The organism is Streptosporangium nanhuense, assembly GCF_059358815.1.
Genome location: NZ_JCADBG010000026.1, coordinates 105,706 through 121,248, shown reverse-complemented (window position 1 = coordinate 121,248; position 15,543 = coordinate 105,706). Strand labels below are relative to the sequence as shown.

The 15,543-nt window shown below is 67.7% G+C and carries 15 protein-coding genes; 6 read left to right on the top strand and 9 right to left on the bottom strand.

The features are described 5' to 3' along the window. Positions 1 to 429: 429 nt before the first annotated feature. Both AC5L38_RS36825 and AC5L38_RS36820 read left to right on the top strand, forming a co-directional pair. Positions 430 to 1,260 carry a helix-turn-helix domain-containing protein gene (locus tag AC5L38_RS36825; protein WP_495247433.1) on the top strand — a complete coding sequence of 277 codons (831 nt, stop codon included), beginning with the start codon at positions 430 to 432 and terminating at the stop codon, positions 1,258 to 1,260. A 20-nt stretch (positions 1,261 to 1,280) separates the two neighbouring features. Continuing rightward, complete coding sequence (locus AC5L38_RS36820; protein WP_495247432.1) at positions 1,281 to 1,607, top strand: DUF397 domain-containing protein; 327 nt, start codon at positions 1,281 to 1,283, stop codon at positions 1,605 to 1,607. Between the two features lie 33 nt (positions 1,608 to 1,640). On the opposite strand, the gene AC5L38_RS36815 is transcribed toward AC5L38_RS36820, so the two are convergent. Further along, positions 1,641 to 1,907: a hypothetical protein gene (locus tag AC5L38_RS36815; RefSeq protein WP_495247431.1), complete on the bottom strand. Its 267-nt coding sequence runs from the start codon at positions 1,905 to 1,907 to the stop codon at positions 1,641 to 1,643. Positions 1,908 to 2,016: 109 nt separating this feature from the next. Between AC5L38_RS36815 and AC5L38_RS36810 the strand changes: the two genes are divergently transcribed. Beyond that, the gene (locus AC5L38_RS36810) at positions 2,017 to 2,460 is read left to right on the top strand and encodes a hypothetical protein (RefSeq protein WP_495247430.1); all 444 of its coding nucleotides are present in this window, start codon (positions 2,017 to 2,019) and stop codon (positions 2,458 to 2,460) included. A 1-nt stretch (position 2,461) separates the two neighbouring features. On the opposite strand, the gene AC5L38_RS36805 is transcribed toward AC5L38_RS36810, so the two are convergent. The 5 genes from AC5L38_RS36805 to AC5L38_RS36785 form a co-directional block, all read right to left on the bottom strand. Next, positions 2,462 to 4,558 carry a hypothetical protein gene (locus AC5L38_RS36805; protein ID WP_495247429.1) on the bottom strand — a complete coding sequence of 699 codons (2,097 nt, stop codon included), beginning with the start codon at positions 4,556 to 4,558 and terminating at the stop codon, positions 2,462 to 2,464. A 524-nt stretch (positions 4,559 to 5,082) separates the two neighbouring features. Continuing rightward, positions 5,083 to 5,787 carry a hypothetical protein gene (locus AC5L38_RS36800; RefSeq protein WP_495247428.1) on the bottom strand — a complete coding sequence of 235 codons (705 nt, stop codon included), beginning with the start codon at positions 5,785 to 5,787 and terminating at the stop codon, positions 5,083 to 5,085. Continuing rightward, complete coding sequence (locus tag AC5L38_RS36795) at positions 5,784 to 6,689, bottom strand: ATP-binding cassette domain-containing protein (RefSeq protein WP_495247427.1); 906 nt, start codon at positions 6,687 to 6,689, stop codon at positions 5,784 to 5,786. Before AC5L38_RS36795 ends, AC5L38_RS36800 begins: the two co-directional genes overlap by 4 nt. Next, the gene (locus AC5L38_RS36790; RefSeq protein ID WP_389924329.1) at positions 6,686 to 7,048 is read right to left on the bottom strand and encodes a GntR family transcriptional regulator; all 363 of its coding nucleotides are present in this window, start codon (positions 7,046 to 7,048) and stop codon (positions 6,686 to 6,688) included. The genes AC5L38_RS36795 and AC5L38_RS36790 overlap by 4 nt, the downstream gene beginning before the upstream one ends. 678 nt (positions 7,049 to 7,726) lie before the next feature. Further along, positions 7,727 to 8,380: a hypothetical protein gene (locus tag AC5L38_RS36785; protein ID WP_495247426.1), complete on the bottom strand. Its 654-nt coding sequence runs from the start codon at positions 8,378 to 8,380 to the stop codon at positions 7,727 to 7,729. A 416-nt stretch (positions 8,381 to 8,796) separates the two neighbouring features. On the opposite strand from AC5L38_RS36785, the gene AC5L38_RS36780 reads away from it, so the two are divergent. After that, positions 8,797 to 9,156, top strand: a complete 360-nt coding sequence (locus AC5L38_RS36780; protein WP_495247425.1) for a hypothetical protein — start codon at positions 8,797 to 8,799, stop codon at positions 9,154 to 9,156. On the opposite strand, the gene AC5L38_RS36775 is transcribed toward AC5L38_RS36780, so the two are convergent. After that, positions 9,110 to 9,769, bottom strand: coding sequence for a response regulator (locus tag AC5L38_RS36775; protein WP_495247424.1), 660 nt, complete (start codon positions 9,767 to 9,769; stop codon positions 9,110 to 9,112). The two genes, AC5L38_RS36780 and AC5L38_RS36775, sit on opposite strands and share 47 nt — an antisense overlap. Beyond that, a complete protein-coding gene (locus AC5L38_RS36770) occupies positions 9,757 to 11,028 on the bottom strand; it encodes a sensor histidine kinase (RefSeq protein ID WP_495247423.1) in 1,272 nt (423 codons plus the stop codon). The genes AC5L38_RS36775 and AC5L38_RS36770 overlap by 13 nt, the downstream gene beginning before the upstream one ends. A gap of 155 nt (positions 11,029 to 11,183) precedes the next feature. Here AC5L38_RS36770 and AC5L38_RS36765 point away from each other — a divergent pair, with 155 nt between their 5' ends. Together AC5L38_RS36765 and AC5L38_RS36760 are read left to right on the top strand one after the other, a co-directional pair. After that, on the top strand, positions 11,184 to 11,465 hold the full coding sequence (locus AC5L38_RS36765; RefSeq protein ID WP_495247422.1) for a hypothetical protein: 282 nt from the start codon (positions 11,184 to 11,186) through the stop codon (positions 11,463 to 11,465). A 5-nt stretch (positions 11,466 to 11,470) separates the two neighbouring features. Beyond that, the gene (locus AC5L38_RS36760) at positions 11,471 to 11,626 is read left to right on the top strand and encodes a hypothetical protein (RefSeq protein ID WP_495247421.1); all 156 of its coding nucleotides are present in this window, start codon (positions 11,471 to 11,473) and stop codon (positions 11,624 to 11,626) included. Positions 11,627 to 11,690: 64 nt separating this feature from the next. Here the strand turns inward: AC5L38_RS36760 and AC5L38_RS36755 are convergent, their stop codons facing one another. After that, complete coding sequence (locus AC5L38_RS36755) at positions 11,691 to 14,897, bottom strand: AfsR/SARP family transcriptional regulator (protein ID WP_495247448.1); 3,207 nt, start codon at positions 14,895 to 14,897, stop codon at positions 11,691 to 11,693. Between the last annotated feature and the right edge of the window lie 646 nt (positions 14,898 to 15,543).

The following is a 15,543-nucleotide window of genomic DNA, read 5'->3' as shown; positions in this document are numbered from 1 at the left end:
CGTCGCCGTTCCCAGGTGAACACCGACGTGCGACCTCTCTGAGCCGTGACGACCCTCGATCGCCCTGGCGGCACGAAGATCTCCACGCTTGGCCGCCGGCCGGGCGAGAGCCTGACCACGGAGTCGAACCCGAGATCGTTCAACTCCCAGGCCAATTCCAGCAACTCACCGCCCCACCCTTGAAGATCACGCACCTTCATCTGCTTCTCCGCCCTTCGTGAACTCCGTATCTACTGAGCACTTACCGTGATCGCCCCTATCTACGGAGGGTCACGGCTCGTACGCATAGAGCATGCATCGCCGCGAGAGGTGGCGCTACCAAAAACGCAAATCGCGTTCCAAGAAGCGTCGACACTCTCTGTTATTGGTCCGCTACTGTTGGCTCCAATCCAAGGGAGGATGCATATGAGGCAAACAGGAAGTCCCACAGTGCGTAGGCGCCGCCTGGCCTCCGAACTGCGTCGCTTGCGAGACCGCGCTCAGCTGACGCTGGAGGAAGTCGCCGAGCAACTCACCTGGTCCGCCACCAAGCTCTCGCGGATCGAAACGTGCCGCGTAGGCGTCACCCTCAGGGACGTCGGGTGCCTCCTGGACCTCTACGAGATCGACGCATCCAAACGAGAAGAACTGATCGACCTGGCGCGAGACTCCCGGAAAAAGGGCTGGTGGCAGGCGTATGGCGATCTCCCAACGGAGTACGCCACCTACATCGGCCTGGAAGCCGAGACCGCTTCGATGCGCGGCTTCGCCGCCACCATCGTCCCTGGACTCCTCCAGACCGAAGACTATGCGCGTGCCGTTGTTCGCGCTGCTCTGGTCATCTCACCTCCCGGTGAGATCGAACGCCGCGTCGAGGTTCGCATGGCTCGCCAAGCTCTGCTCTATGGCGAGGACCCCCTGCGCTTTTGGACCGTCTTGGACGAAGCCGCTATCCGTCGCGCCATCGGTGATCCTGCCGTCATGCAAGCCCAGCTCAAGTGGCTCCTTGAAGTGGCTGAACTGCCCAACATCACCGTCCAAGTGCTTCCGTTCGCCGCCGGAGCCCATACAGCCACAGGCGGTGCGTTCCACATCCTGGAGTTCCCCAGACCCGCTGACCCGGATGTGGTCTTCGTCGAAAACCTGGCAGGCAACCTGTATGTAGAGCGCGAAGCCGATGTATACCGTTATACGGTGGCATTCGATCACCTGCGTGCTAAAGCAATGGACCCCGATGATTCGTGTCGCTTTATCGCGAAGGCGGTTGCCCAACTTGGCTGATCATTGCGAGGGGATGCGGAATGTCTGAACTGGACCTTTCACATATCATGTGGCGGAAGAGTTCCCTCAGCGGAAACGGCCCAGACTGCGTCGAGATCGGCATCTGGCGTAAGAGCATCCTCGGCGGTGAGAACGGCGGCAGCTGTGTCGAAGTCGCCCTCGCCGATGCCCCCCTGGCCGAGCCCGGCCCGGATGCTGACCTACTCGTCCTGGTGCGCGACTCTAAGGACCCCGAGGGGTCCGTACTGGCTTTCGCCTCGGCTGAATGGGACGCCTTCCTTGACAGGATCAAGGGTGATGGCTTCGGCGACCTGGCCGCCCGTCACGGGCATGACGTGCGTCCGTAGCATCGGCTCCCGGCCAGATTTCAGCCTGATGTGTCACTGCCGCGCGGCGGGAGGCGGAACCCTCGCCGGGGCGGACCGGATCTCCTCTTCGAACGCGTCGACGAGCGCCCTGGCCGCCTGGCGCAGTCGGGTGCGGCGGGCGGTGAGATCTTCGGTGAACGTCCGGGCCTTCGGTCCGACCCACACCGGCTGGCCGGTGAACTGGCCGTGAGCCGGGTCGAGCGCCGCCTCAAGGAGGGCGACTCTCGCCCTGAGCTCCACCAATGTCTGTTCCAGCACCTGACGCCGTGGGTTGGGCACCAGACCTTCCGGGCCAGGATTCATATATCCCTCTTCGGATGCCGATACATCGGGCGGACTATTGGACATTATTGGATCTACAGCACCTCGGCCAGCCTTGGAGGAATCTGTGACACGTTTTGCATGGCGCGGGTTTTTGGTCTGTGCGGCGGTGGTTTTAACGGTGTCCGGATGTGGGGAAAGCGGCCCCACGGCAGCCGAAGCGGGGGAGACCCTTAAATCACACATCACCGAGTTGATGAAGGAGCGCCACGCTTTGGACGTCCGAATCACCGATTCCGGCGGGCGTGATATTCCCTGCGGAGAAGGTAAGGCCAAGCGCACTTTTGCGGCCAGCGGTAGGTATGGAACGGAAAAGCTAGGGTCGGACAGTCTCAACGATCTGCTGTTGGGCTCACTTTCCGGCGTGGCTTTCTATCGCATCGTTGAAGATCGCGGCGACGCTCCTCTCAAGCTTGCCAATGACGAGTACAAGACAAGGATGACTTTGGAGTCGCCGGGTGATGGGCAGTACGCGGTGAGAGGTGAGACCGAGTGTCTGCCGACCTCATGAGTTAGCTATCGAAGGCCAGACCGCGCGCTCTGCCTCGCTTGTTGCCGGCCTCGAACCGGTTCGCCGTGTCGTCGGACAGTTTTCCCACAGAAAGATCTTCCTCACTGCCCATCCCGTTGGCTACGGCCCACCGCTCGAACGCCTCAAGTCCCTCGTTCCCCTCCTTGAGTAACTCGGAGGGTGGCCTGAGGTTGCCCCTGGCGTCGGTGAGGGGGACGTCGGGTGGCTTGATCAACTCGGAGAATGGTTTGAGGTTGCCCTTGGCGTCGGTGATGGACACGCTGTCGGCTTGGAACTCGGCGGGTGTCACCTTGGGGACGAAACCGTTGGCCATGAGTATTTGCGCGTACATGTGCTGGCGGCCGAGGGTGGCCACCCGGTCCGCCTTGTCGGCCCGGTCCATCCGGGTCTCCTCATCTTCGATGAAGGCGCTGTAGCCCGAGAGGCCGGTGCTCAGCGAGTACCAGGCGTAGGCCGCGATCGGGCCGGCTCCGATGTACATGCTCGCGACTCCAATGGTGGCGTCGCGGAAGAAGTTGAACGTGTCCTTCTGCTGTTTGTCGATCGCGTCCAGGTCGCCCTGGACCTTCTCGACGGCGGCCAGTTCGAAGCCGCGTACGTTGCCCAGGGCTTTGAACACTTGCAACAGGTCGCCAACACTCCCGGTGCGGCGGGCCTTCTCCGAGGCGTCGGCGATGAGCTGATGGGAGAAGCCGCCCATTCCCCGGTCGAACGGGGCGAGCCTCGCCGTGGAGTCGGCGAAGGTCTTCAGGAAGCGATAGGTGTCCTTCGGACTCAGGGTGAACGCCGCCGTCGTGCCGAACGCCGAGGTGAAGGGCTTCAGTGCGCTCTCCTCGGTCATGTTGGCGTCGCCGATGTTCGCGCCCTCGGTGATCTCGGCGGCGTAGGCGCCGGCCAGTGTCGACATGAAGATCCTGGCTTTCGGGGCGACCTCCATCGGGGTGGCCGGAGAGTCGGCGGTGCCGTCGGTGTCCTTGAGGTCTCCCATGATGGTCATGACGTTGAAGGCGAACTTCGCGGCCTCGGGGGTGTGCGGACCCTTCTCGTAGGCCCCGCCTCCGGCGGCGAGCATTCGGCCGAACTCGGTGCTGACGTCGAAGTCCATGCCCCCTACCCGCTTCCAGGGCTGTTCGGGGCTCCTCATGCGGTTGAGCTCGGTGAACAGGTCCCTGAGGTCTTCGCGGGACATGGCGTTGAACAGGCCCCTGACCACCTCGGGGTTGTTCGCCAGGGTCGGCAACAGCGGGGCGAGGTCGGTCTCCCAACGCCGGGGGCGGGAGCCGTCGCCGTCGCCGACCGGCTTGCCCACTCTGCTCCGCGCTATCTCGGTGAGCCACGCGGTGGGGAACATGCCGTGCCGGAGCAGGGACGTCAGCTCGTGGTCCGACGCCTTCTTGAGGGTGTCGGCCTGCCAGGCGGAGCCGAGGAGGGCAGGCTGCGCGCTGACCGCCGTGGCGAGGGCGTCGCCCATGACCTTGCGGTGTTTGTCGGCCGCCTTCTTGTCGTACCTCTCCAGACGGCTGATCATGCCGAGCATGCCCTCGGGGCCGATGGACCGGAAGAACCCGGCGGTGAGGTAGGCGTCCTTCTGCCCGTCGGCGAGCTTTTCGAGGAGCCGGTTGTAGGCGGCGTTGGGCCGGCCGAGGGAGGACTCGGGAAGGCGGCGGAACTCGGCGGCGAGGTCGGTGCCCTTCTTGGCGTTGCCCGCCGGGGACTTCCCCGTCTTCTCGTCGTAGGGCAGCAGCCCCCACCGGAACGGGTCCTGGAGCGGGTCGCCGGTCCACAGCGAGCCCTGCTTCGGGATGTGGGGAGCTCCTCCCAGCATGGGGAGGTCCTGGTCGATCGTCTCCAGGCGTTCGCGCAGTTTCGGCAGCTCGTCGCCGACCCAGCCGTCGATCTCCCTGATCGGCCCCAGCCCCGCCGCCGACACCTCGGCCGCCGCGAGCAGCTGCCGGATCCGCTCGGACTGCTCGCCGATCACGTCGCGACCGCGTTCCAGAGCGGTGACGAAGCCTCGCATCAGATCGGGGTCGATTCCGGTGAAGTCCGGCGACGTGGGCCCCGCTCCCGGCGACATCGACTCCACCATCCCCTCGCTCTGTTTTTAGTTGTTTCACTCTAGTTCCAGAATGAATGATTTTCATCTGGCAGAGCAGATCGCTCAGGGCCCTGACCGGCCCGGCAGGCGTCATACGCCGTATTCACGCGATAATCGAGTTCTTTCCGGTGCAGGAACTCCATTCAGAGCGGCCCGTCCCGATGTTCGGCTCTCGGCAGTGCGGCAACGTTCAGAAAACGGCTTGAATATTTTCGGTCGTCCATTCAACGAATTTCGGGTTGTACACCGGATTCACGTCGCGAATTTCCGTCTCCGTGGACCGGTCGGAATGAACGCTTGATATCGCTTAGAGCGAGACATTCCCGTCAGGTTGGTGACCCTTTTCGTCCGCCTCGCGGAGTTTGAAGTGTAAGGACCGCTTTGACGAGCTGATCTGCGCGGAAAGAGCCGCCGTGCCGTTGCTGAGGACGGGGCGGCACCAGGGAGCCGGAAGACGGCGGGGCCGGCACATGCGCCGGGCCCCGCCGGGAAGCGGTCAGTGCTCAGGAGACCCTGTTGCGAAGTGGAACGTCGCGGATGAGCGGCCAGGTCATCGCCAGGCCGAGCAGAAGGCAGGCAAGACCGGCTCCCAGGGCCGTGGTGACGCCTGGTGTGAGGTCGAAGCCCAAGGTCGAGCTGAAGAACGGCAGCCTCAGGTTTCCGCCGATGGCCGACTCGCCGAGCACGACCAGCGCGACGCCGAACGGCAGGGAGAGCATCCCGCCGGCCTGCCAGCGGTAGAACGCCGCCCCCATGAGGGTTCCCGCGACGATCCAGGCCAGGCCCTGGACGAGGTACTCGGCGAAGATCAGCGGCACCTGTGTCGGCGAGGAGAACAGGTGGGCGCTCATCAGGGCCTGCGGCCGGTCGAGCAGGTTGTACAGGAGCGCCTCCAGCAGGTAGCCCAGGGTGATCAGGGCGGAGAACGCCGGAGCGTACAGCACGACGGTCACCGCGGCCTGCGCGCCGAACTGCCTGCGGGTCTGCCCGTGCGCGATGTAGAGCGGGAGGAACTCCCTCATCAGGGAGACACCGACGAACAGGACGAGCCAGCGGGGGATCTGCGTGGCGGCCTCCCACGCGCTGATCCTGAGGGTGCCGAACATCGCCACGCCGACCGTGATCAGGACGATCAGCACGTAGAACCCCGCCCACAGGAAGGCGGTGTAGACCAGGGGGGCGCCCAGAAGGCGGCTCGGGAATCTCATCGGACCTCTCCGGCGGGCTCGGTGGGGACGGGGATCGCAGGGTTGGGGTCGGTGAGGTGGACGAACAGGTCCTGCATGGCGATCGGGCCGAGCTCCAGCCCGGCCTGAGTGGCGTTGGCGCGTGAGGCGGCGTCGAGGTCGCCGTAGACCATGGCGACCTTGGTCGGGCCCAGGGTTTTCGTGTTCAGCACCGTGAGCCCGGCGCTGAAGGCGTCGACCTCGGACGCCGGCCCGGTGACCGAGGTGCCCCGCGCGAGCAGGGTCTCGCTCCGCTCGTGCAGGAGCAGCCTGCCCTGGTTGATGATCAGGACCTCCTCGAACAGCGAGCTGACCTCCTCGATCAGGTGGGTGGAGAGGATGATCGTGCGCGGGTGCTCCATGTAGTCGGCGAGCAGGGCGTCGTAGAAGGCGTAGCGGGAGGGGGCGTCCATCCCGATGTAGGACTCGTCGAACATGGTCAGCGGCGCCCGCGCGGCCAGCCCCACCACCACTCCCAGTGCCGACCGCTGCCCCTTGGACATGGCCTTGACGGTCGCGCTCCGCTTCAGCTTGAACCTGTCCATCAGCGTGCGGGCGTACTCCGCGTCCCAGTTCGGGCGGAGCGACTCGGCGAAGTCGAGCGCGTCGGCGGCGGTGCCGATGTCGACCGTCTCGCCCGCGTCGCGGATCAGGCAGATGTCACGGGTGACGGCCGCGTTCTCGAACACGGGACGGCCCCCGACCCGCACCGTGCCCCCCGACTCCCTACGGAAGGCGGCCAGCACCGACAGCAGGCTGGTCTTGCCCGATCCGTTGCGCCCCAGGAGCCCGTACATCTTGCCGCCGTCGAGGGAGAACGTGACGTCGTCGACCGCTCTGACGGTGCCGTAGTCGACTCGCAGGCCGTCGGCCACGATGTTCATGCGCGCTCCTCGAGCTCGTGGATCCTCTTGACGATGTCGGTGAGGGGGATGCCGATCACCTTGGCCTCGGCCACCATCGGGGCGACCACCTCGGCGAAGAAGCTCTCCCGCCGCTGGTTCCTGAGCGCCTCCCGGGCGTCCGGACTGACGAACATGCCGATGCCTCGTTTCTTGTAGAGAACGCCCTCGTCGACCAGCTGCTGGAACGCCTTGGCCGCCGTGGCTGGATTGATCCGGTAGAAGGCGGCGTACCGGTTGGTCGACATGACCTGGTCGCCGCCGCCCAACGTGCCGTTCAACACCTCGGTCTTGATGCGATCGGCGATCTGCCGATAGATCGGGCTCTGGTCATCGAACATAAGTACTCGCTTAGTCGGTTCATTACTCTTGTAATGAACCATAGGAGCGAAGAGGTCGGGCGTCAACATCGGCTTCACAGCGGGCCTGGTCGGATCGGTGCCGGTGTCGAGGCACCGGGAACCGCTGCAAGTGGAACGCGGGATCCTGGAGGCGTACGAGGCGTACGAGGAGGCCGAGGAGGCCGAGGGCGCTGGTGATCCCTTCGCGGACGGTGTTGCCGGAGAGGCTTCCCCCACGCCCTGCTGACCCGCACGTCCTGCTGACCTGGATCAAAGGCGCCGCAATCGACCGTGTGGTCCACAAGTTCGGCGGAGAGTCCGTGGAGGTCTCCGAGACGACATGGGAGAAAGTCGCCGGTGGAGCGTTGGAGGGGGGTGACCGCGACCGGGCGGGAGAAGGCGCCTCGCGAACCGGCCGGCGTGAAGACCGGGAATCGTGGGCGGCGCCTTGCGAATGAATGAAATTCGCGCACGCCGCGAGAACGGAGACGCGCGGGCGGGAAGCCGGTGGTGTGTCCCGCGTCGAACGCACACCGGTCATGGCGATTGGTGGGAACAATGAGCCTGACACTCAGCCGGACGTTTCGGGCGGGGCGGAGATGTGTCGTGTCCCTGGACGAGGGGCCGCAAGCATGACGGCGAGAGGCTGATTCGATCAGCCTCTCGCCGGTCTTTTTCTCATTCGGCCGGTACGGCGGGGATTCCCCCGGTCGCGACGGTCTGGTTCAGGATCACGTTCTCCACGCTGGGCTGGATGTTGTCCTGGTCGAGCCCGACGCGGCCGTCGTTGTTCTGGGAGTCCAGCGTCACGCTCACGGGCTGTGCGGTGAGCTGGTAGCTGACCCAGTCGGTGCCCTCTCCGCCGACGTAGAAGACCCGGCTCGTGGCCGGGGCCGTGCCCCCGTAGTAGGCGTCGGAGCCGGTGCCGCCGTCGACGTAGCTCGACATGGGAATGTCGACCACGATGGAGTCGCTCCCGTCGCCGAGCAGCGCGACGACCGCTCCCACCCCGTCCGAGGTGCAGCTCACCCTGGTGGTGCTCACCTGCGTGCAGCCGTCTCCCGCGCTGATGGGCACCGCGTCGTGCACCATGATCTTGGTGCCGCTCCTGTAGAAGCGGACGCGGTTGGCCTCTCCCGCTCCGGCGATGTGACTGATGGTGTTCTGGTAGACCTTCACCTCGGCTCCGGCGGCGGCGTGGCCGGTGGAGGGGGTGGCGACGACCGCGGCGGTCGCGAGGCCGGCCAGCAGGGAGAGGTGGAGTGCTCCGCGCGTCGTCCTGTTCCCTCGCATCGTGTGAGGTCCCTTACCGGGATCGATGTCGGTGGGCATGTCAAATCCTTTTCATCTCGAACGGGCGCCCTCTTTGGCGCCGTGTTCGAAGATAGGGAGAAGACGAAGAGGAATCCCGGCACAAAACGACAAAGGAAACGTGTGCTTTTACCTGGATGTGCTCCCTGGCGGTGCCGGATTTCTCGGGCATTATGACTTGCGCGGCGACCGAGGTCTCCGTGAACCGTGTGTGGATGGACATCATCGAGAAAACAAAACGACGCCGACGGGTGGCGCGCCCGGCGTCGTCGTCACCGATCCGCTTCCGGAGGAACCTCCGGAACTTGATCACGGCACCCGTGCGATCGACGGAACAGGAGCCACCATCACCGGCCCCGTTCCCCCGGCTCGATAGATGACCGGGGTGCGGGCGGATCGTTCACCGCCCGCACCCCGCCGTCTCCTGGAGCGTTCACATGATCGAGATCGAGACCGCCTGCTTCACCTGGATCAGGACCGGCGGTCTCGACCAGGTGATCCGGCTGTTCGGCGGGCACCCCCTCGTGTCGGAGCCGGAGACCCTCGACGGCCTGCTCGGTATCGCCCCGGAGGACCTGCCCGACGACGCCACCGGCGTGGCCCTGGTGGCCCGCCACGGGGAGTGGGCCGTGATCGTCGAGCCGTTCGCGTTCCGCGGGCTGAGCCGGACGTCGCTGGGCCAGGTCGCCGCCCGTCACCGTCCCGGCCGGTTCGGCCACCACCGGCCGGTCGCCGGGCGGCCGGGGCGGGTCAGGCGCGGCGGTGGGCGTCCTCCAGATAGTGCAGGACGGCCGTGACGCGCCGGTCCGCCCGGTCGGTGGGGGCCAGGTCGAGCTTGGCGAAGATGCTGCGGATGTGCTTGTGGACGGCGCCGTCGGTGACGAACAGCCGTTCGGCGATGGCGGTGTTGCCCAGCCCCTCGGCCATCAGGGCCAGCACGTCGCGCTCGCGGGGGCTGAGGCGCTCCAGCCGGGTGTCGGGCCGGGTGCGGGTGAGGAGTTGCGCGACGACGTCGGGGTCGATGGCCGTGCCTCCGTCCGCCACCCGGTGCAGCGCGTTCAGGAACTCGTCGACCCGCCCGACCCTCTCCTTGAGGAGGTAGCCGAGGCGGGCGCTGCCCTGGGCGAGCAGCTCGGTGGCGAAGGCCTGCTCGACGTAGGCCGACAGCACGAGAACGGCCAGGTCCGGCCGGCGCCGCCTGGCCTCGACGGCCGCGACGATGCCCTCGTCGGTGTGGGTCGGCGGCATCCGGACGTCGACGATGGCGACATCCGGTCTGTGGGCGTCGATGGCTTCCAGGAAGCCGTCGGGCTCGGCGGCGGTGGCCACGACGTCGAGTGACTCGGCGCGCAGCAGCAGCGCGAGGCCCTCGCGCAGGAGCGGGTCGTCCTCGGCGATCACGATCCGCATGGCAGGCTCACCGTGAGGGTGGTGGGGCCACCGGCAGGGCTGTTCAGCATGAATGTCCCGTCGTGTGCTTCGATACGGCGGCGGATGCCGACGAGTCCCGACCCGCCGCGCTCGTCCGCCCCGCCATGGCCGTCGTCGGTTATCTGGAGGTGAAGCCGGTCGGCGCCACGGTGAACCTTGACGGTGGCGTGCCGGGCACGGCTGTGCTTGGTGATGTTGGTGAGCGCCTCGGCCGCCACGAAGTATGCCGTGGCCTCCACGGAGGCGGCGCACCGGACGGGAATGTCGGCGTCGATCCGGCACGGGATCGGGCAGGTCGTGGCCAGGCCGGTGAGGGCGTCGGCGAGGCTCCGGTCGGTGAGCACCGGGGGCAGGATGCTGCGGACGACCGCGCGAAGCTCGGCGAGCGCCTCCTCGGCGGCGCTCTGCGCGCGTTCGAGAACGGCGTCGGCGCTGGCCGGGTCGCGGGCCAGCGCCCGGCGCGCCGCGCCGAGCATGATGGTGACGGCGACGATCCGGTTCTGCGTCCCGTCGTGCAGCGACCGTTCGATCCGCCGCAGCTCGGCGGCGTGCGCGTCCAGCGCGGCGGCGCGGGTCGCGGTGAGCTGCGCGACCCGCAGCGCGAGGTCGGTGCCCGGGTCGGCCGACAGGAGCCGCCGGCCGGGCCACGCCTGCAGCCGCGCCATCCCCGGGGTGAGGAGCATGGCGAGGACGATCCATCCCAGGCCGAGCAGGCTGACCCCGAGGGCGCCGGGCAGGTCCTGTACGGTCCAGAGCCCCATGGCCGAGCTGGACGCCTCCTCCGGGGGCAGCAGCCGCCACCACAGCGGGAAGGTGGTGTTGGTCACCGCGCTGATGGGCAGCGTGAGACCGACCAGGCTGAGGAGCAGGCCGAGGGTGGCGTGGGTGACCACCCAGCCCAGCTCCCGGCGGGTGGCCGGGGCGGTGAGGGCGGCGCGCAGGCCGTGCGGCACCGGCTCCGGGCCGGTGATCTCCGGGCCCCAGCGGGAGAGCCGCGCGCGTTCCCGGTCGGCGACGGCGCGCAGCCCGCGCAGCGCGGTGGGCACCAGGAGCAGGCCCACGCCGACGAGACAGGCGAGCGCGGTGGCGGCCAGCAGGAGTGAGGCGACCAGCGCCAGGATCGTGGTGCCGAGCCCGCCGGCGAGGTGTTCGAACGCGTCCAGGGTGGCGAGGGCGCGGGAGATCACGGCCCGTCGACGTGCCGGCTTCCGGGCGGCCGTGGGTTCGGGGGCCGGCATCCGCACCTCCTGGACCAGACGAACCTCCTGGCCCCAGACGATAGGGCACCGTCCGGGTCGTCGTCAGATCGTGGGGCAAGGAGTACAGCCTGCTGTACCCCGGTTGTCCGGTGGGCGGGATCGCGGCCGGCGGTGATCGTTCGTAGCGTCGACCCATGACAGACGAGCTGTCGACCCCATCGAGCGAGGAGCGTGCCGTGACCGATCCCCACCGCATTCCAGAGGCCCCCGAGGCGCCGCGTCCGGCACGGCCCACCGGCGTGCGGGCCGGGATGGTGCGTCCCGTGCTGTGGGTCCTGCTGATGGTCAGCGCGGTTCTCAACACGGTGTTCTCGTTCGTCGGCACCGACGTCCTCGCCGGTATCGGGTTCGGGCTGGCCACCCTCGCGTGCGTCGCCGCCCTGATCGCCCACCACTACCGCTTCCAGCGCCGGTGAGCGCCGTGACCGAGTTCGGCCGGACGACGGTGATGGTCACCTACGGCCTGGCCGTGGCCACCGTCGTCGCCGTGGCCGCCGCCGTCGCCGTCCCCGTGCTCCGCCTCGTCGGGCCCCGGCCCGCTCCGGCCCCCGCCTCATCCCGCCTTGGACGGCGATGACGCCCTTGGGTGAGCCGGGACGCGTCGCCCCTGCCCGGCGACAACCCCGTCGAGCGCTGTTCCGCTACTGGGCGTTGTCGAGTATCGAAGGCTCGCGAAGTGCTTGAAGGCCGTCGACGCCGTTCCTGACCGCGAGGTCTTCCCTCATGCTCTCCCTTTCGGGAACGCCGATCTCGGTGAAGATGTCCAGTGCCCGCCGCCAGGACTCGATGGCTTCGGGGCTCTTCGTCCGGTGCAGGGCATCGCCGATACCCCGATGAGCACGGGCCTGCTCGTGGAGATGGCCGATGCGTTCGGCCAGTGCCAGGGCCTGGCGATGGTGGTCGAGGGCCTTGGCCGGATCGCCCGTGGCGCACGCGGCCTGTCCCAGGCCGTTGAGGACGGCAGCCTTGGGAAAGGGGTCGCCTATCTCATCGATCATGGCCAGGGCCTGCTGGTGATGGTCGCGAGCTTCCGGATAACGGCCCAGCTGCAGATAGAAATTGCCGAATTCGCCCAATGTCTCGGCCTGGCTGGAGAGGCTCCCTATCTCACGGCTGAGCGCGAGGGACCGCTGGTAGCAGGGCAGGGCCTCCTGATAACGGCGCAGCCCCGTGTAGGCGGCTCCGAGGTTGTTCAGCACCTCGACCTCCCAGTCGCGGTCACCGGTCTGGCGGGTGATGGTGAGTGCCATCAGGGAGTGGCTCACCGCGAGTTCGTAACGTCCCAGCCGGCTGTAGGTGTAGCCGAGACCGCCCAGCGCCCGGCCCTCGGTCGCCTGGTCGTCGGTGTCGCGCGCGCAGGCCAGGGCCTGTTCCTGATAACGCAGGGAGAGGCGGTAGCGTCCCATCCGCTCGTAGTTGGCGCCGATGTTCATGAGATTGCGGCCTTCTCGTTGGCGGTTTCCCATTTCACGAGACAGGACGAGGCTTCGCTCCAGGCAGTCGTTCGACTGCTCGTAATCTCCCATCATCGCCCAGGTGACGCCGAGGTTGATCAGGGCGCGGCTTTGCGTGGCACGATCGCCGATCTGGTGGGCGAGGTCGAGTGCCTGCCGGTGGTGCTGGAGGGCTTGCTCGTAGCGTGCTTTCTTCCAGAAGTTGATGCCCAGGTTGATGAGCATCTGGACGTACGCGTTCTGGTCGCCGAGCCGCTGGGCGACATCGGAGGCGTGACCATGGAGGGTCAACGCCTCGTTGTAGTGAGCGTGGTAGTAGAGGTACTTCCACAGGATCATGGACATGTCGACGGCCCAGGTGTCGTGAGCGGTGATGGCCGCCGCCACGAGGTTGCCGCGCTCGGCGTCCAGCCAGGCGGCCGCCTCGTCACGGGTGGCGATGGCAGGCGGCTCCACCGAGGGTGAGGGTTCGGGGAAGGGCTGATGGTGGCCGCCGTGGCCGAGGGCCTGCACGGCGAGGATCGCGGCGGCCAGGTAGTGGTCGCGCAGGCGGTCGACGGCGCCGCCGCGCTCCTCTTCGGAGTCGGTGGCCCGGCAGGTCTGCTGGGCGTAGTCGCGCAACAGGTCGTGGAAGCCGTAGCGGCCGGCGGCGTGCTGCTGGAGCAGGTGGGCGTCCAGCAGTTCCTCCAGCGCGCTCTCGGCCTCCAGGAGGGACGAGCCGGTGAGCGCCGCGGCCGCGTGAGCGTCGAAGTCGTCCCCCGGGACGAGGCCGAGCAGCCGGAACGTCCGCTGCTGGACCGCGGTCAGCTGTTCGTAGGACACCGTGAAGGCGGCGGCGACGTCCTGGTCACCGGCACGCAGTTCCCGCAGCCTGCGCCGCTGGTCGCCCAACCGGGTGGCCAGGTCTCGCACCGTCCAGGCGGGACGGTGGAGCAGCCGGGCCGCGGCGATCCTCAGCGCCAGCGGAAGGTGTCCACAGAGGTCGGCGACCTCGTCGACCACCCGCCGTTCCGCGCGGGCGCGCTCGACGCCGACGATCCGGGTGAACAGGGCGACGGCCTCGGCCCGCGACAGCACGTCCAGGGAGAGCACCGTGACGTTGTCCAGGTCCGCCAGCCGCCGCCTGCTGGTGATCACGATGTGACTGCCCGGCCGGCCCAGGAGCAGCGGACGCACCTGGCCGGCGGTGGCGGCGTTGTCCAGCACGACGAGCACCCGGCGGTGGGCCACCGTCGATCGCCACAGGGCGGCGGCCTCCTCGATGTCGTCGGGAACCTTCTCACGCGCCGTGCCCGTCGCGCTCAGCAGGGTACGCAGTGCCTCGAGGGGAGTGACCGGCCGGCGGCCGGGAGTGTGACCGTGCAGGTCGAGGAAGAGCTGCCCGTCGGGGAAACGGGCGGCCAGCCGGTGGGCCACGTGTACGGCCAGGGCGGTCTTGCCCACGCCGGCCATCCCGTCGATCGCCTCGATGACCACCGTCGAGTCCGTGTCCTCGACCGCCCCCCGCACCAGCCGTTCGATCTCACCGTCTCGGCTGCTGAAGTCACCGATGGCCCGTGGCAGCTGGCACAGCCCGGTCGCCTCCAAGGCCGGGGGCGGGTCATCGGGAGGCGCCGCCGAGCCGGGGGTGGTGTGTGGTGCTGTTCGCTCGGCTTCCGAAGCGGTGGCGGGAACGGTCAGGTGAAGTTCCGGGTCGGCCGCCAGGACGCGCCGGTGCAGCCGCTGAAGGTCCGGGCCCGGCTCGGTGCCCAGCTCGGTGGTGAGTGTCCGGCGCAGATCACGAAAGACGGCCAGTGTCTCGGACTGCCTGCCGACGCGGTACAGCGCGAGCATCAGCTGTCCGTGCAGCGGTTCGTGCAGCGGATGGTCGGCCACCAGCCGCCGCAACTCGCCGATCAGCTCGGTGTGGCGGCCCAACGCCAGGTCGGCCGAGATCCGCTCGACCAGAACGGCCAGTCGCTGCTCGTCCAGCGCGATCCCCTCGGTCGCCTGCAGTTCGGCGCCGGTGCCGGTCAGCGCGGGACCTCGCCACAGCGCCAGCGCCTGATGGAACCGCTGTGCCGCCCGTGGGACGTCGCCCGCCGCCAGAAGCCGCCTGCCCTCCGAGGCCGCGGTGAGGAACACCTCGAGATCCGAGTCACCCGGGGAGATCCGCAGGCGGTATCCGGTGGGCGTACGCGTCAAGGCGTCGGAATCGCCCAGCAGGCGGCGCAGTGACCACACGTAGTTGTGCAGACGTTTCCGGGCCGAGGCCGGATGATCGGCCCCCCACAACGCGGTCAGCAGCTGATCCTGGGAGACGGTCTTGCCGGCGTCAATGACCAACACCGCAAGCAGCGTCCGTTGTTTCTCACCGACGACTGTGATCGAATGGCCGTCGCGCCACAGCTCCACCGGTCCCAGCACGCGGAATCGCAACGTCGTTCTCCTCTGGAGCCGATGAATCTGCGGGAGCCCCACCTGAACGTGGACACCGGTCGCCACGCGGTGACGACCAGCGTAATTGATCTGTTCCGCACCCGATCTGGTTGAGACGCCCGAGTGCGGGCCATCCGCGCCTCGTCCAAAAGGTCAGAACCGGAAGACCGCCGGACACACCTTGGTCCCACTCGTCCAGGAAATCCGGCTCAGGAGGCCGGGCCACGACCTCGGCTCGTTCGGCGCGTTCGGTGACACGGAATCCGGACGTGCGACGTCCCGGGCCGTTCCGGGCCGTTCCGGGATTCCCGGCGCTCGACGCCGGCGGCCATATGGACAAAAACGCTCCCGCCCCGCATGCCGGCCTCACGGAGTAACGGTTCACCGCGGCGTCTCCGTGCTGAAAGGCCACGCGGAACAAGATCGAGATAATCGGTAGGACAAGTCCGAGAGCGCCATCTGGGATGGTACGCAGGAAATCCCCGGAGAACGGGGAAGGGCGACCGGCGGAGCGTCGGCCGGCCCGGGGCGGAAACGGGAAGCGAAAGGCTTCGTCGGAGGGGAAACCAGATTGGTCAATCGGGCTGGAAGAACCGCCTCGCCGAGTGCGGGCCGGATCGCG

What these genes read in the sequence shown, in the direction of transcription:
- AC5L38_RS36770 (WP_495247423.1), bottom strand. Translation starts at nt 11,028, where the DNA reads ATGCCGGCCCCCGAACCCACGGCCGCCCGGAAGCCGGCACGTCGACGG.
- AC5L38_RS36765 (WP_495247422.1), top strand. Translation starts at nt 11,184, where the DNA reads ATGACAGACGAGCTGTCGACCCCATCGAGCGAGGAGCGTGCCGTGACC.
- AC5L38_RS36805 (WP_495247429.1), bottom strand. Translation starts at nt 4,558, where the DNA reads ATGTCGCCGGGAGCGGGGCCCACGTCGCCGGACTTCACCGGAATCGAC.
- AC5L38_RS36795 (WP_495247427.1), bottom strand. Translation starts at nt 6,689, where the DNA reads ATGAACATCGTGGCCGACGGCCTGCGAGTCGACTACGGCACCGTCAGA.
- AC5L38_RS36820 (WP_495247432.1), top strand. Translation starts at nt 1,281, where the DNA reads ATGTCTGAACTGGACCTTTCACATATCATGTGGCGGAAGAGTTCCCTC.
- AC5L38_RS36800 (WP_495247428.1), bottom strand. Translation starts at nt 5,787, where the DNA reads ATGAGATTCCCGAGCCGCCTTCTGGGCGCCCCCCTGGTCTACACCGCC.
- AC5L38_RS36790 (WP_389924329.1), bottom strand. Translation starts at nt 7,048, where the DNA reads ATGTTCGATGACCAGAGCCCGATCTATCGGCAGATCGCCGATCGCATC.
- AC5L38_RS36775 (WP_495247424.1), bottom strand. Translation starts at nt 9,769, where the DNA reads ATGCGGATCGTGATCGCCGAGGACGACCCGCTCCTGCGCGAGGGCCTC.
- AC5L38_RS36780 (WP_495247425.1), top strand. Translation starts at nt 8,797, where the DNA reads ATGATCGAGATCGAGACCGCCTGCTTCACCTGGATCAGGACCGGCGGT.
- AC5L38_RS36785 (WP_495247426.1), bottom strand. Translation starts at nt 8,380, where the DNA reads ATGCCCACCGACATCGATCCCGGTAAGGGACCTCACACGATGCGAGGG.